This window comes from Fibrobacter sp. UWR3 (assembly GCF_900143055.1).
Taxonomy (GTDB): Bacteria; Fibrobacterota; Fibrobacteria; order Fibrobacterales; family Fibrobacteraceae; genus Fibrobacter.
Map to the genome: position 1 here is coordinate 45,729 of NZ_FRCW01000007.1, position 15,248 is coordinate 60,976.

Consider the following 15,248-nt stretch of genomic DNA (forward strand, 5'->3'; position numbering starts at 1 on the left):
TATATGGCGGTAAGAATAAACGCGAATGAATTGGAAAAGCTGCTGGCGGCGACACCCGCATCGCAGAACATAATGCTCACGGGCAAGCACGGGATTGGCAAGTCGCAGATCCTGGAGAGGTTCTTCACGTCGCGTGGCGAGCGCGTGGTGATTCTGTTCCTCGGGCAGATGAGCGATCCGGGCGATTTGATAGGCCTCCCGCGGCTCGACGAGTTGAGCGGCAAGACGCATTTTATGCCGCCGTACTGGTTCCCGACGGACGGCAAGCCCGTGGTACTTTTTTTGGACGAACTGAACCGCGCCCGCCCGGAAGTTTTGCAGACCATCATGGACCTGACGCTCAACCGGACTCTTGCGGGCCGCAAATTGCCCGAGGGCTCCCGCGTGATTAGCGCGGTGAACGACGGCGAGGAATACCAGCTCACGGATTTGGACCCGGCACTCGTGAGCCGCTTCAACATCTACGAATTCAAGCCCACCGCGCAGGAATGGCTCCTGTGGGCGGCAAAGGCGGGGCTCGATTCCCGCGTCATCGACTTCATCTCGGAAAACCCGGATATGCTCGACGGTGCCGCCTTTACCCGCGAGGACCAGGGGCTCGAAAAGTCGCCCGATAGGCGCGGGTGGGAACGCGTCTCGAAGGTGTTACAGACAAACGAAGTGACGGCGCTCTTAAAGACCGTAATTGCGGGCATCATCGGGATGCCTGCCGCATCGAAGTTCTTCGCGACTATCAACCAGAAAAAGCTCCCGAGCGCGAAGAATATTTTGCTCGGCGATTTCGCGAAGCAGAAGGCGGCAATCAAGAAATGCACCACGCCGGAACTTGCCTCCGTGAACGAGTCCGTGTTCCGCTTTATCGAGACGAAGGGCTACGACGCGAAGGACGAGGCGAAGGTGATAGAGAACTTCGCCGCATACTTTGAATTCCTTTCGGGCGAAAAGTTCCGCGAGGCGCAGGCGCATTTCGCGAACCTGTATTCCTCCTCGATGTACCCGGCCGCCATGACGCTTGTCATCATGAAGTGCCCCGAGCTGTACAAGAAAATCACGCAGTTTGTCCAGTCAATTTAAGGTCGGCATGAACGCCTTGGACAGAATAAAGAAAATCAGCGAGCGGTGGTTCCTGACGGAGCCGCTGCTGTTTGCGGTTTACTGCAGTCACGAATTCGTGGAGAACAGTGCGATTGAAGTACCGATGAGAACCGGCAACATGAAGATTGAATTCGCTCCAAAAATTCTGGACAAGATTGCAGACGATGTGCTGGTGGAATACCTGAAAATCGAGATGTTTCGCATATTGCTCAAGCACCCCTACCAGCGACAGCCCTCTTTCGCCGCGAAGGCCCTGCTGACCATGGCGAGCAATATAACGATTGCGGACGTGTACGATGTATCGCGCGAGGTGAAGAAGCAGATGAGCGGTACGGAGCAGAAACTCCCCGGCGGGCTGTGTTTCGAGGAATACTACAATCTGCTCCTGCAAAATACGACCCCGAATTCGGGAAAGTCTGGCGGCGAGCCGCAGAAAACGGATAGTGGCCCCGGTCAGGGCGACAAGTCTGGGCAGGGTGGCGATGACTCCGGCAACGGCAATCAGGAAGGCGGCGAATCCGGACAACAGGGTGGTGACGGGAGCGGCGCAGATTCTGGCGACGCTTCCGGTGACTCGCGCGGCAATGGCAGCGGTTCGAAAGGCAATTCGCGCGGGAGTTCTGGCCGAGACGGCGGCGGCTCCGGTGGCAAGGGTTCGGGCGCTTCGGGTAATTCCGGCGCCGGCAATTCGCAGGAACATCGCGACTCGCAAATCTCGGAACTCTGGGAAGATAACGAGGAGGCCTGCTGCAACATAAACGAGTTTATCGAAGTCGCCACCGCGAGCAACAACTGGGGCACCGTCGCGGGCAAGTTGCAGGGGCTCATCAAGGCAAGCCTGAAAGTTGACATGGACTACCGCAAGATGCTCAGTTTGTTCAAAACCTCGGTCATCTCGAGCAGGCGCCGCCTCACGCGCATGCGGCCCAACCGCCGCTCCGGTTTCGACGCGATGGGTAGCCGCTACGAACTTTCGACGAACTTGCTTATCGCTGTTGACGTGAGCGGGTCCGTTACCGACAAGAGCCTGCAATTTTTCTTCTCGGTCATTAACCGCCTTTTCAAATACGGAGTCGAGAAACTGGACGTATTGCAGTTCGACGCCCAAATTCAGGGCGAAATCGAGCCGCTCAAGAAGGCGCGCAAGACCGTGAAGATTATGGGCCGCGGCGGTACGAGTTTCCAGCCCGCTGCCGACTATTACTGCGAACACCCCGAATACGACGGGCTTATCTACTTTACCGACGGTTACGCCCCGCCTCCTGTATTCAACACCAAGCGCCCCATCGATGTGCTGTGGGTCATTTGCAGCAGGCAGTGCTACGCGGAGAATGCCGAGTGGATCCGCAAGATGAAACGCAATCGCGTCACCTTTATTCCGAGGAGTGAATGATGAAAAAAAAGAAACTTCTAGAGACCTCGTGCCATTTCTTGATGGCTGAGTTCTGGCGCGGGCTCACCCTGGGGCTCGGCAGGTCGCGCGAAGACGGGAAGGACCCCTACTGCAGGGATTACAAGATGGCGGCCTTCAAAATGACCGTCTTTGCGAATGGTGTCAAGGGTTATTTTAACGATGTGACCAGGCGCCTCAAGGACTCGTGTGTTGGAATTGAGTTCAGGCCTAAGGCATGGAGGGACCGCTCGAAAATGTGCATTGCACTTTCCGTCAATTTTGTGACGGGAATAGGGCATGTGTTTTTCCAAAGCAAGATCGGCCTGCTCAAGGGCGATCACGTGCACCTGATGTCGGAAGAAATCCGGGACGTGGATATCCTTGCCTCGCTGGAAGACATACGCGCATTTCTTGAGAAGTATCCGGAATACGAGAAGGCGGCCGAGGCGATTGCAGAGGAGAAGAGGACCGAGGAGATAAAGCAGCATAAGCTTGCCGAGATGGCGTCTCAGAGTATCGAGACGATTGTGCCGCAGATTATGTCGCAGTCGGGTTACGAGTGGATTCTGGAAAGTGTGTACAAGGGGTGGGGCCGCGGTGGAATTCCGGAGAGCTACATTCTGCGCGTCAAGACGAAAAAGCACAAGATGATAGAAATCACCCTGAACAAGAACAATTTCGCGGAGAAGATTCCCGAAATCCTGAATGTGGTCAAGCAGATCGAGCAACTGCTGGAACAGACACCCTTCGCCGTAAACATCGTCAATTACGGCCCGGGTACCCGCTGGATCAAGGGCACGGAAAACGTGAAGGAGTAAGCATGAAAAAAGCAGAACAAACAAAAAGTATTTTCATCCTAGAGGTTTACGAGTTCGCACCCTGCGAAAGGCGTGCTTACCAGGTCTACAAAGAAAGATGGAGCCGCTGTACCGGTCCCTGCGCCCTCACCTGGAAAAGAGGAGTCGGGTATTTCGAGACATTGCGTGATGCCGAAAAGTGCATCAAGAAAATTGTTCGTCGCAAGCGCGATGACGTCTATGGGTTTGTCATCAAGGAAATGCCGCGGGATTGCGTTGTTAACGTGTATATGCCCCTTTCGATTCGGCGCTATCTAAAAGACGGTTCACTATGGTGCACGGGCAGCGACAAGACTGCAAAATTCAAGGAAGGCGACCTCGTCGAGATAGCCTATGACGACTATGTTGAACTTGGGATTGTTCAAGGCTTTGACAATGCTGACTGCTCCTATACCGTGGTCACCTATAACCTGGACGAAAACGCTCCCTCCGAATTTTGCGGCCGTTTTGGCAATACGGCTTATGTACTCCCGCCCTCGTTCCCTGTCCAGAAAAAGTACGCCGCGGCACTCCGTCGCGGGCTCAAGCAGGCGGAGAAGGAATCTATAGACGATCTTCCGTTTTAGGGAATGGTATTTGCCGCGATTGTCTAGCGAAGCATGAATTCGTGAACGCCTGCGATTGCGCGGATGACGCTTGCGGGGACGCCGTTCTTTTTGGCGAGTTTCGGCCAGCGTTTTACCGCGCTTTCGACTTCGGCGAGAATTTTCTTGTAGCGGCCCTGCCTTAGTCCTGCGAACTTCGCGACCGCATGGAAATCGTCCAGCGTAAATTTTTCGCGCTTGCCGTTGAACGTCATCTGGTGCGTGCCGGTCCATGTGCCCTGCGGGTTGTAGGCGTACGTCATGTCGAAAGCGGGCGCGAGGCTCCACACTCCGCGCTTGTCCATCAGGAATCCGATGTTTTTCGCGTGGTCGTCCTGGTTGCGTGCGCAGATGTTGAATGCCGCCCTGCGGAACATTTCTTCGAGAGCGTCGTAGCCGAGGCCGAGCCGCCTGACAATATCGAGCGCCTGCTCGTAGCTGTATGCGCCCGGCATGTTGAAGTCGTAGTGGGCGAGCGCGCAGAGCGACTGGTAGTGCAGTTTCTTGCCGCCCGCGAGGCGGTCGAAACGCCGCGTCATAAAATGCCTGTGACCCGCGCATTCGTAAAGCCTGCATTCCGTCATGTCGATGCCCGCGAGTTTAGCCATTTGCGAGTACGTGTACTCGATGGCTCCGTACCCGAACAGGTCGGCGCCTTCCTTGTCGCTGTTATTTTGTACGTCGTCAAGTTTTAGGAGCCAGTAACCGAACCGCGGGTCTGTCGCCACCTGCCCCGAGCGCATTTCGCCGGTGGCTTCGTCGTATGCCACGAGAATCTTTGCACGCGCGCCGCCCGCCGACGTGCCCACCCGAAGGATTTCCTCGAAGGCCTTGCCGTTCTTCTTGGAGAGTGGCCTGCCCTTGATGTTCCTTACCGAAAAGCGCTTGCGCTGGTTCAGCACCTCGGCGGCAAATTTTCGCAGGTTTTCTACGTCCAGCGAGTCGTCGCCTGCGGAGTCGGGCCCCTGCAACGGCAGGAACTCCAGCGCGCCCATGCCGCGGTTTCCCGTGTAGCACAGGCGTTCGAGCGCGGTGAAGCTTTCGGGCGTGCGGCCCTGTTGCAGGAGCCACGCATCGATTACCCTGTTGCCGAACTTGTCGGGAAGGCTATCTGCAAAAAGCCCGGGCAGCCCGTGGAACGTTCCGGAAAGCTGCGGGAAGGTGTAGATGCGGTTGGAAACGGGCATCGCGATGGGCGCAGGCTCGACGCCCGCGCCGATTAATTCAGGTGCGTACTCGAAACGCGCGACCGATTCGCCCTCGAGCATGGAGAGCGCCCCGATGGTCGTACCCCAGAGTTTTACCTCTACCGCGATCATGGCGAGCCCCTACTTGTCTTCGCCCCAGACCCAGGGCGTTTTGCGTTTAGTTTTTGCGGCAGATGTTTTGCCTTTCGTGCTAGACGCTACGCCGCCTGCAACATAATCCGCGGAATTTTCGGCGACTGAATTCGCGCTGGCGCTTGTTGCGCCGGTATTGCGCGGGGCGTTTGTGCCCAGCGAGTTATTTGCGCTGCGCGGGGTGCGGACGCGCTTGCGCGCCTTGACCTCGCCCATCCGCAGGATTTGCATGGGCGACGGCGAGTCGTCGGGGAATATGGCGAGGAACGCTTCGAGCATGCCGCATACCCGCAGGACCTTGATGAGGTTCAGCACCTGCACGGAATCGCCCCGCTCGATGTGCTCGACGGTGCCCTTGCTCACGCCCGCCTGTTCGGCGAGCTGGGCCTGCGTCCAGTTGCGGCGGATACGGAATGCCGCCATGCGCCTGCCGAGCAGGGCAAGCGCGGATTTGTCGGTCTGTGCGGAATATGTAGCCATGAACCCTCCCGGTACCTGTATTGAATATAGTAAAAAGTCCCGGAAAAGTCAAATATTATTTCATAAAATTTAGTGAATTGTAGCGTGAATTGCGTGATAATTCACAAGATAATGTGAATTAAATTTTGCCAATATTCAAGCCAAAATCTAAATCACCCTGTTGCCATATTTCTTCTCGAATTCGACGAGCAGCTTTTGCAACTTCGGGAAAAGGGCCTTGAGGATGTTCACTTCGTGCTTGTACATCGCCTGCGAGACACCGAACAGGGGTTCCGCGATGCTCCCCGCAATGCACGCGAGCGTATCGCTGTCGCCGCCGAGCGAGATTGCGTTCCGGATGGCGTCCTCGAAATCCGTAGCCTCCAGCACGCAGCGGATTGCCTGCGGAACGGTCCCCTGGCATTGCTCCGCCCCGTAATAATCCCATCCGTATATGGGTCGTAGTTCGTCGAGGGTAAAGTCAAGACCATAGCCGAACTCGCTTTCCACGAATTTCTTGATGTCGGCTTTGTCGGCGCCTTTGCGGGCTAGCAGGATTGATGCGGCGGTCGCTTGTGCTCCCTTGATTCCTTCGGGATGGTTGTGTGAACATTCCGCAGATACCTTCGCCCATTCGAGAACCTCGTCCATGGTATCGAACGCCCAGCCGACAGGCCCCACCCGCATTGCGGAACCGTTTCCGCAGCTGTTGTAGGGTTGCGATTTTTTGCCCCTGCGCGCGTTCGCGACGAACTGCAAGAACCCGGAGCCGTACTCGCCCATGGGGTTGTCGTATTCGGTAGCGAAATCGCAGTAGTGCCGCCACGCCTCGCCACCGTGCAAAAGCCAGTTTGCCGTTGCGAAGGTCAGCACGCTGTCGTCGGTCGGCTCGATGCCCTCGCCCCAGAAATCGAAATCCTTGGTCTTGATGTTGTCGAATTCGTAAATCGACCCGATGGTATCGCCGATAATCGCACCTATCATTTTTCCTCCATTTTGGCCTTTTTTCGGTAAATATAGCCCCGCAGCGCGACAAATGTAGCCGCATGAAAAAAATGTTTTCTCGGGCCGTTTTTTTTGAAAATTTCAGTATATATTCTTTTACGAGGATACAAAATGCCCGAGATGCCAGAAGTTCTTTTTACCAAATCCGCGTTCAAGATTGCAACCCACTGCCCGATGCAGGCTTATTATTACCGTAATTCCAAGGGCAAAAATTTGGAATACGAGAACCAGTCCGCTATGGACGAGTTCCTGAAATCCATGGCCGAGGGCGGTTTTCAGGTTGGTGAACTGGCAAAAATCTATGGCGAGGTTCCACCAGAGAATGACTTGGAAGGTTGCTATGGCTATGACGAGCCCCTTAAGCGCACTCGTGAACTCTTTGAACAGGAAAACGTGAACATCGCAGAAGCGGCGTTCCGTTTCGGTGATTGCTTTGTCCGTGCCGATGTGGTGAAAAAGCAGGGCAATTTTATTGACCTGATAGAGGTGAAGGCTAAAAGTTGGGACCCGAAAGATGCTTTCGTGAATACGCCGACTAGGGGCGCCAATGCGGGAAAGCGTGTCGTGAATTCAGGCATTCGTGACTACCTTTACGATGTTGCGTTCCAGAAGTGGGTTGTCGAGAACGCTCTGAAGAATGACTACCCAGGCAAGACATTTACAGTGCGCGCTTACTTGATGATGGCGGACAAGAGCAAGGTGAATTCCATCCCGCGATTGAACAGCCTTTTCCGTGTCAAGAAGAGCGTGGGGAGCGACGGCGAAAAACGTGCCTATGCCGAAGTTGCGCCTGAGGCTATTGAGGTGTTGAAGAATCCGCATGAGCATGTTCTGACTCCGTTCTATGTTGATGATGAATGCAAACAGATTATCGAAGGCAAGACGGCCGAACAGGCGGACGTGCTAGGCATGCCGTTTGTCTCGTTCATTGAAGAGAAATCAAAGTGGTTCGTGAACAACGAGAAACGTTATTGCCTTCTAGGCAGCAAGTGTTTTAAGTGCCCCTTCCAGCTTTCGGAAGAAGGCAAGGCCAAGGGCTTGAAAAGCGGTTACGAGGAATGTTGGCGCAAAGTAGCCGGCTTCAAGGACGAAGATTTCGAAAAACCGTTGCTTAAGGAATTGAGCGGGACCGGTATAAAGAGAGATGACTGGATTCGTAGCGGGATTTATTTTATAAAGGATATTACGGAAGCGGTGTATCCCCGCAAAAATGACGGAACGGGGGCAGGCTGGACTATCAATGAACGCAAGTGGGTCCAGATTGACAGAACGAATAGCGGTTGCAAGGACCCCGTTATCCTGAAGGACGAACTTCGCGCCGAGATGGCAACGTGGAAGTTTCCGCTCCACATGATCGATTTCGAGACGACGAACTCCGCATTGCCCTACTTTGAAAAACAACGTCCTTATGAACAGGTTGCTTTCCAGTTCTCGCACCACGTTATTTATGAAAATGGTCGCATAGAGCATAAGGGACAGTTCCTGGAAACTCGCCCGGGATATTTCCCGAACTTTAAATTTGTTCGTGAACTCAAAGAACAATTAGGTGCAAAAGGCTCGGTATTCCGCTATGCCACCCACGAAAACACCATCTTGAATGCGATTCGCGTGCAACTCATGGAATCAAAGGTAAAAGACAAGGATGAACTGATCGAATTTATCGAAAGCATTACGCATAGGGGCAAGAAGAAAAAGGACGGTCATTACGAACACGAAGGCGAACGCGACATGATTGACCTCTGCGAAGTCGTCAAGCGGTTCTACTGGCACCCGATTATGAAGGGCTCCAATTCCATCAAGCAGGTACTGCCCGCCGTACTTAACAGCGGAATGTACTTGCAGGAAAAATACGGCAAGCCCATTTACGGAAGTGAAATCAAGAGCTGCAATTACACGCCAGAAGAGCCATTCGCCTTGATTACCAGGGACGAGGCCGGTGGCGTGAAGAACCCGTACAAGATTCTGCCGCAGCTTAAGGAAATTGAGGACAAGCTCATTGACGAGATTGCGGGCCAGGGAATGGATAAGGATGAACTTGCCCAATATGTGCAGAATACAAGCGATGCGGAGATGGATTCCGATGGTGATACGCAAATCAACAACGGCGGCTTGCCACTAGTGCTGTTCCGCAGCTTCCAGGCGCTTGATCCGAAGGTAGACTGGGAAAAGGAACTGACCGCAGCCAATCTAACACCCGACGCGCTGAAGTACAAGGCAATCCGCGAAGGCTTGCTCAAGTACTGCGAACTCGACACCATGGCGATGGTGCTCGTGTGGGAATATTTTAACAATGCATGCAAGGAGTAAGGATAGATGACAAATGAAGAATTTAAAAAAATTGTAGAAGACTGGATTAAGGAAAAAAATCAAAATAAAAATGATGATGAAAAATGGGAAAAAAGACCTTCCGTAAAAGTGGATGATCGTATTCTTCTGAATAAGGGTTGGATTAATAAAAAATCGAATTGGGTCAATACGATTGCCTATACCTTATTAAATTGTGATGGAAAACCGAGGAATGGTACTTCAATAAGGATTTCTCTTGATTATAGAAAAGATCTAAATAAACTAAGTAAATCTAATAAATTGCAAGTTTTGAATAATTTACAAGAGAAACTTAAAATTGTGTTTTCAGAAAAATATGAGATTTGTAATTCTGGTGGAACGGAAGCGCCTACCCAAAGTGGAATCTATCTTATTTTTGGTCAACCCGAAGAGGGGAAAACATGGGACAAGGATTCCCTGAATGAAGCACTTGAAAAAATGCATTCGTTTAGCGAAAATAACATAAATGAATATCGAAGCATTGTTGAGCAATGCGAAAATGATTTTTTAACAAAAATTGATGGAGATGACCAAATGCCTGAAAAAGAATCCAACATAGAAGACGTAACTAGGCTCCTACTTGACAACTACAACATCATTCTTCATGGTGCGCCGGGAACAGGGAAAACTTACCTAGCGCAACAGATTGCCAAAAAAATGATATTTGGGGATTCTTTTGATACGAAAAGAGATTTGACAAAGGAAGAGCAAGAGCAGTTTGATGAGCAATATGTACTTGTCCAGTTTCATCAATCCTATGACTATACGGACTTTGTTGAGGGATTGCGTCCAAAAAATGACGTTGATGGAAAAATTGGCTTTGCGCGAAAAGATGGCGTGTTTAAGGAATTTTGTTCAAAGGCGATTGGTGCCCATTTTTCAAATTTTGAGTCTGCCTATAAAAATTTTGTAGATGTATTGAACAAGAATAAAGAAATGAAACTGCAGACCATAAAACAAAAGAAAACATTTAGCGTTCGCGTGAATAGCAATGGCAACTTGTATGCGACTCCTAATACGAAAGCTGCTACAGATATGCCCATAACAAAGGAATTGCTAAAAACATACATAGAAACGGGTGAGATAAAAGATTGGAAACCTTATGTTACTGCAATCGGAGAGTATTTAAAAGAAAATTATTTTTTGGGTGATTTGTCAGTTGATGATTCTCAAAAAAACAAAAAATACATCATTGTTATAGACGAAATTAATCGTGGTGAAATGTCAAAAATTTTTGGTGAATTGTTTTTCTCTATTGATCCAGGATATCGAGGAATAAAAGGAAAAATTAGAACTCAATATCAGAATTTGATTGAAGAAAAGAATGTGTTCACAGATGGCTTTTATGTCCCCGAAAATGTATATATCATTGGCACGATGAATGATATTGACCGCAGTGTCGAAAGCATGGACTTCGCTATGCGTCGTAGATTCGCGTTTAAGGAAATTACTGCCAAAGATACCCAGAAGTCGATGTTTGGGGATGGAACCGAATGGAAAAATGGTAATGATGAGAAAATAGATGTTTCATCCTGCCTTGGCGACATAAAGCGTCGAATGAACGATCTGAACAATGCCATTCTGAATAAAGAGCTTAATTTAGGTCAGGCATATCAGATTGGTGGAGCTTATTTCTTAAAATTTGCCAATTACTGTAAAATAGACGAAAATAAAAAGGCTTATAAATCTCAAGATGAAGCGTACGGATCTCTTTGGGAAAACCATCTTGAATGCGTGCTGCGTGAATATCTCCGCGGTATGGATCCCGATAATGATAAGTTGAGAACTCTCGCACGTGCATATGGTTTTTCAGAAGAAGAAACACTCAAGATGTATCCGAAAAATGAAGAGAAAGCATAATGCGGATTTCTCTTGCAGACAATCAGTACAAGGCAAAGTCTTGGAACGAGGTTTCCAATGGCGTTTCTTGGAATAAAGATTTTAAAGAGTCACTAGAAGAAATAAGCGGGAAATCCCTTCAAGATTTACGGAAGAACAAGAAATTCCTCTTTTTCCCATCCGATGAGGCTAAGGCAGATTTAGACAACCGTAATAACTTTGTCTATAAACTTTCGTGGAAACAAAACGAACCTCCGTCCTTTCAGACGGGGAATGTCATGGGATTCTTGGGCGTTGACGATGATTTGCAAATGCAAATTATATCCCGATTTGATCAGCCAGATTCGAAGGATGGTACACAATGTCATAAAAATTTCTTTTTACATTATATGCTTCAGAGGGTGTGTAATGTTGCCTTCGCCCCGCAAACCAATTCTGCCGAAGATGATTTTTTTGAATTCCTATATTACTTGTTTCCTAGTTATTTAAGAAAAGCGTGTGCTCAGGGTATTTTTCGTGCGTATGTGACTCGGGAATATAACGACGCCAATGTTCGTGGACCAATTGATGTTTCGCGTCATATTCGTTATAATATTCCTTTCAATGGGAAAATTGCCTACCACACCCGCGAATACACGACCGATAACAAGGTGACTCAACTAATTCGGCACACTATTGAATATATCCGTAGTTTGAGCGTGGGTAGTTCTATTCTTGATGCAGATATAGATACGCGCAATGATGTGAATGCGATTGTCGCAGCAACCACAACCTACTCTCGAAATGCGAGAATGCAGGTAATTGCTAAAAATTTGCATCCCGTAACACATCCTTATTATACTGAATATGAGGAACTGCGGAAAATTTGCATAGCCATATTGCAACATAAGAAATTGAGTTATGGCGATAGCGATAAACCAATTGCGGGAATTCTGTTTGATGGGGCAAGCCTTTGGGAAGAATATCTGGCGAAGGTGTTTGAAGATAATGGAGTGAATTTAATTCATTCTAATAATAGAACTAGGGATGACGGAATTCCGTTGCTGAAAGAAGGCCGAAAGAATCATTATCCAGATTTTTATCGTAAAAAGTCTGATGATAAGGAGAGCATTGTTTTGGATGCCAAGTACAAGAAGTTGTGCATTGGTAAAGAAGATGGTGATATTGATAAAGAAGATGGCGAAATAGATGACAAAGATAATTCTATAGATGGCAAGCCCAAAATCTATCTACGGGGTCGCGATGTAATGCAGATGCTTGCTTATATGCATGCACTGGAAGCGAAAAAAGCTGTTTTGATTTCGCCATATGTGTTTAATGCTGAAAACAAAGAAAAATATGATATTTTAGAAAGGTCTTGGTCTACTGCGGGATATGGCAGTAGTATTTCTGTGATTGGCGTTCCTATTCCAGCTTATGATGAAAAAACTAGATGGGAAGAATTTAAAGAAATGATGCATCAAATCGAAAAGCAATTTATTATAAAGATTCAAGACATATTGAAAAAAACTGGAAATACATAATATTTTTCACGTCATCATTTGTCGCATACAAAATCTATATTGTAGTCATACAAACGCAAGCAAAGGAGTTGTACTATGTCTAGCGATAGAATTTGGTTCTTTTCTGAAGATGTCAATGTCTCGTGTTGCGAATGCGGGAAGGAGACTACTCTCAATCCGGATTTCGACGAGGTTGCGGGCGACTTGCGCCTGAATTTTGTCAAGGTTCGCTCCACGATTCCAGACAGCGGTACCTGCCCGCAGTGCGGCAACGAGATGGAAGTGGTTGTCACGTACTGGCGGCGCGAATTCTACTGCAAGAACAAGGACGGCAAGGAAGTCTGCCGGTATTTCAATCTTTGGCTCAAGGACGATTCGTCTGGGTGTTCCGTCGAGGGGCTGGAATCTCTGTACGAGACCTCTGCCTTGGACCATCCCGACGACCTCGCACTTGATAGCGATAGCGCTCGGGAACTTGTCGACCTGCTCTACAAAACGACCCGCGACGAGGCGTTGCTCGCTGTCGGAGAATCGCTGAAGAACGGGAACTCCGTGGAATCCGTGATTCCCGAACTCAAGCGGATTATCGACTCGCACGATGACGTGCTGAAAGATAAATACCTGTCGCAGTACCCGCTGTAAATAGCGCTAGATTAAGAGAAATCTTTAGCTGACCATATAATCCATGCGTCATCAGTTGTCGCATGGTGTTTGTATATTTATCCACAAAAACGGAGGTTTTTATGAGCGAAGAGAAGATGATGCCTATTGCGGATTTTGTGGAAGAGATGGTCGCGAAGGCGGACTGCACGAAGCGCCAGGATTGCCAGGGCTTTACTGGCTTTCGGGACATTGACAACTTGACAAACGGGATGAAGAAGGGGGGCTTGATCCTGCTGGCGGCGCGCCCCGGCGTTGGGAAATCTACGCTCGCGTCCAATATTGCGGGGAACATGGCGATTGATTGCCATAGGCGTGTCGCGTTCTTCTGCATGGAAATGGGCAATGAGCTTTTTGCGCAGAGCATAGTTTGTTCTCGTGCGCATGTGAAGGGCTCGGCCTTGCGGAACAACAAGATGACCTCCGCCGAGAAGGACCGGATCGCAGCAATCGCCCGAATTGTCAAGGACGCTCCGCTGTTTATCGACGAGCGCCGCGACTGGAATGTTGCGGAACTTGTAGATACGGTGCGCGAGATGAACAAGGAAAAGAAACTCGATCTCGTCATTGTCGACTATCTGCAGCTGGTGATATCGGACAAGGGAGAATCTCGCGAAGAAAAACTGGAGAATGTCGCTCGTGAGCTGAAGGTCCTTGCCAACGAGCTCCGCATCCCCATCATCGTCACCGCGATGCTCAGCCGCCACAACGAGAAGGGTGCCGGCCACCTGAAGCCGGAAGAACTGCGCGAGATCGGCCTTGCCGTGCAGCAGGCGGATTCTGTCTGGATTCTGGACCGGCGCTATATGCGGACGCACCGGGACGAAGACAAACGCCTGGCCGAACTCTATGTGGATAAAAAGATAATCCTTCTAAAATTTTTTTCCGAGTATTTGGAATTCTGCGACATGAACGAGGAAGAAAAGTCGGGATATTTCTATAGAGAGCCGGAAGACAAGAGCGACATGGGCTAAAATGCACACGCTTCCGCAAATCAGGGGTTGCATCGAGTCCGTTCGCAAGGAACTGGTCGTTTTCGAAAGCAAGCGTGCGATGCTGCGCAAGATTCATCTAGAACTAGTTTCATTTTGCTGGTTTGACGGAATGGAGATTGATCATGATGCGGTGCCGACGGACTGTCCGAACCTTGACAACATTGATAACGAAATCAATGCAACAATAATTGCGATCGACCTATATAGCCGAACAGTTGCCGCTATAGAAAGGTTGCGCGACTTAATTTCCGATGATTACGGAAAGATGTTTGCTGACACGGAAGATGAATTTGTATTCTTTGCAAAAAAAGAAAATGACCCTGATGAAAAGAACCGGGAGATACTGAATGGATTCCGGAAAATCAGAAATTTTTTCCCGCCAGTCGGCGGTGAGTGTGCCTTGTGGAAACGCTTTTGTGCCAGTGATAAAGAGATGCTGCACGATCTATTGTCGAAAGCGGATGAAGCGATTGCTCAAGGCAAAGGTCAGAAACTCCGGTGCATCCTGACCGAAATATTTAGCAGGCAGGCATCTGTGCTAAAAAGTCAAATCGTGGAACACCTATGTTTCCTGAAAACTGAACGTAACCGATTGATCCGCGAGTTGCCGAATATGAGCGGACGGGAATCTGCTGAAAAATGCGGCAAACCCTATTGGGTGGAGGTGGGCGGTTCTGAAAATTTGTTTGTAAAAAACAACGCTTTCCCCGTACCGATCCTTTGTGCGAAGGATTTTGTAGCTCAAGAAATAACTGAAATCGACGAAGACATATTTCATTACAAGCGACTTCTCGACGATACGAGCGAATCTCCCTCAATGAGAATTTTCGGATTCAGTTCTGAGGAAGAATTTGAAGGCATCGTGAAGCAATGGGATGTCTCCAACAAGCATTGCGACGAAATAGAGTGGGCAAGGTGGATTATATCGAAAATAGACGATTACATCCATTATGGTTTTTCCAACGAATTGCTCCCGCAGTGGAAAGAGGTCCTTGACAAGGCGGTTGACATCCTTGAAGAAAAGGACGAAAAGGCTCAGGATCTTCAAAAGGGTAAACGCCTGCTCGAATTGCCCGTTTTGGAACTGAGAAAAGTTTGATTTTTTAAACAAATAACACATTTCCCCAAAAAAATTTGACAAACGCTTTACATTTTCTCCTTGTTTTTCGATAATGATTATGCGTATATTAGCAT

The 15,248-nt window shown here is 49.3% G+C and carries 13 protein-coding genes; 10 read left to right on the forward strand and 3 right to left on the reverse strand.

Annotation, left to right across the window (positions count from 1 at the left end):
- Positions 1-3: 3 nt before the first annotated feature.
- The 4 genes from BUA44_RS10180 to BUA44_RS10195 are packed head-to-tail and all read left to right on the forward strand — an operon-like array spanning position 4 to position 3,911.
- Positions 4-1,074, forward strand: coding sequence for an AAA family ATPase (locus BUA44_RS10180; protein ID WP_072811620.1), 1,071 nt, complete (start codon positions 4-6; stop codon positions 1,072-1,074).
- A 7-nt stretch (positions 1,075-1,081) separates the two neighbouring features.
- Positions 1,082-2,488, forward strand: coding sequence for a VWA-like domain-containing protein (locus BUA44_RS10185; protein WP_072811622.1), 1,407 nt, complete (start codon positions 1,082-1,084; stop codon positions 2,486-2,488).
- Entirely contained in the window at positions 2,488-3,306 is an 819-nt protein-coding gene (locus BUA44_RS10190) for a hypothetical protein (RefSeq protein ID WP_143151950.1), read from the forward strand. The genes BUA44_RS10185 and BUA44_RS10190 overlap by 1 nt, the downstream gene beginning before the upstream one ends.
- Positions 3,307-3,308: 2 nt before the next feature.
- Positions 3,309-3,911 carry a hypothetical protein gene (locus tag BUA44_RS10195; RefSeq protein WP_072811627.1) on the forward strand — a complete coding sequence of 201 codons (603 nt, stop codon included), beginning with the start codon at positions 3,309-3,311 and terminating at the stop codon, positions 3,909-3,911.
- Positions 3,912-3,934: 23 nt separating this feature from the next.
- On the opposite strand, the gene BUA44_RS10200 is transcribed toward BUA44_RS10195, so the two are convergent.
- The 3 genes from BUA44_RS10200 to BUA44_RS10210 form a co-directional block, all read right to left on the reverse strand.
- A complete protein-coding gene (locus tag BUA44_RS10200; RefSeq protein WP_072811629.1) occupies positions 3,935-5,248 on the reverse strand; it encodes a type II toxin-antitoxin system HipA family toxin in 1,314 nt (437 codons plus the stop codon).
- Positions 5,249-5,257: 9 nt separating this feature from the next.
- A complete protein-coding gene (locus tag BUA44_RS10205; protein WP_072811631.1) occupies positions 5,258-5,749 on the reverse strand; it encodes a helix-turn-helix domain-containing protein in 492 nt (163 codons plus the stop codon).
- 147 nt (positions 5,750-5,896) lie between these two features.
- Positions 5,897-6,712 (reverse strand): ADP-ribosylglycohydrolase family protein, encoded by an 816-nt coding sequence (locus BUA44_RS10210; RefSeq protein ID WP_072811633.1) that lies wholly within the window; start codon positions 6,710-6,712, stop codon positions 5,897-5,899.
- 141 nt (positions 6,713-6,853) lie between these two features.
- Here BUA44_RS10210 and BUA44_RS10215 point away from each other — a divergent pair, with 141 nt between their 5' ends.
- The 6 genes from BUA44_RS10215 (at position 6,854) to BUA44_RS10240 (ending at position 15,153) form a co-directional block, all read left to right on the forward strand.
- Positions 6,854-9,040, forward strand: coding sequence for a DUF2779 domain-containing protein (locus BUA44_RS10215; protein WP_178348785.1), 2,187 nt, complete (start codon positions 6,854-6,856; stop codon positions 9,038-9,040).
- Positions 9,041-9,046: 6 nt separating this feature from the next.
- On the forward strand, positions 9,047-10,918 hold the full coding sequence (locus BUA44_RS10220) for an McrB family protein (protein ID WP_083579580.1): 1,872 nt from the start codon (positions 9,047-9,049) through the stop codon (positions 10,916-10,918).
- Complete coding sequence (locus tag BUA44_RS10225; RefSeq protein ID WP_072811639.1) at positions 10,918-12,420, forward strand: McrC family protein; 1,503 nt, start codon at positions 10,918-10,920, stop codon at positions 12,418-12,420. The genes BUA44_RS10220 and BUA44_RS10225 overlap by 1 nt, the downstream gene beginning before the upstream one ends.
- Positions 12,421-12,495: 75 nt before the next feature.
- Positions 12,496-13,041, forward strand: coding sequence for a hypothetical protein (locus tag BUA44_RS10230; RefSeq protein WP_072811641.1), 546 nt, complete (start codon positions 12,496-12,498; stop codon positions 13,039-13,041).
- 101 nt (positions 13,042-13,142) lie between these two features.
- Entirely contained in the window at positions 13,143-14,033 is an 891-nt protein-coding gene (locus BUA44_RS10235; protein WP_072811643.1) for a DnaB-like helicase C-terminal domain-containing protein, read from the forward strand.
- A gap of 1 nt (position 14,034) precedes the next feature.
- The gene (locus tag BUA44_RS10240) at positions 14,035-15,153 is read left to right on the forward strand and encodes a hypothetical protein (RefSeq protein WP_072811646.1); all 1,119 of its coding nucleotides are present in this window, start codon (positions 14,035-14,037) and stop codon (positions 15,151-15,153) included.
- Positions 15,154-15,248: the final 95 nt, after the last annotated feature.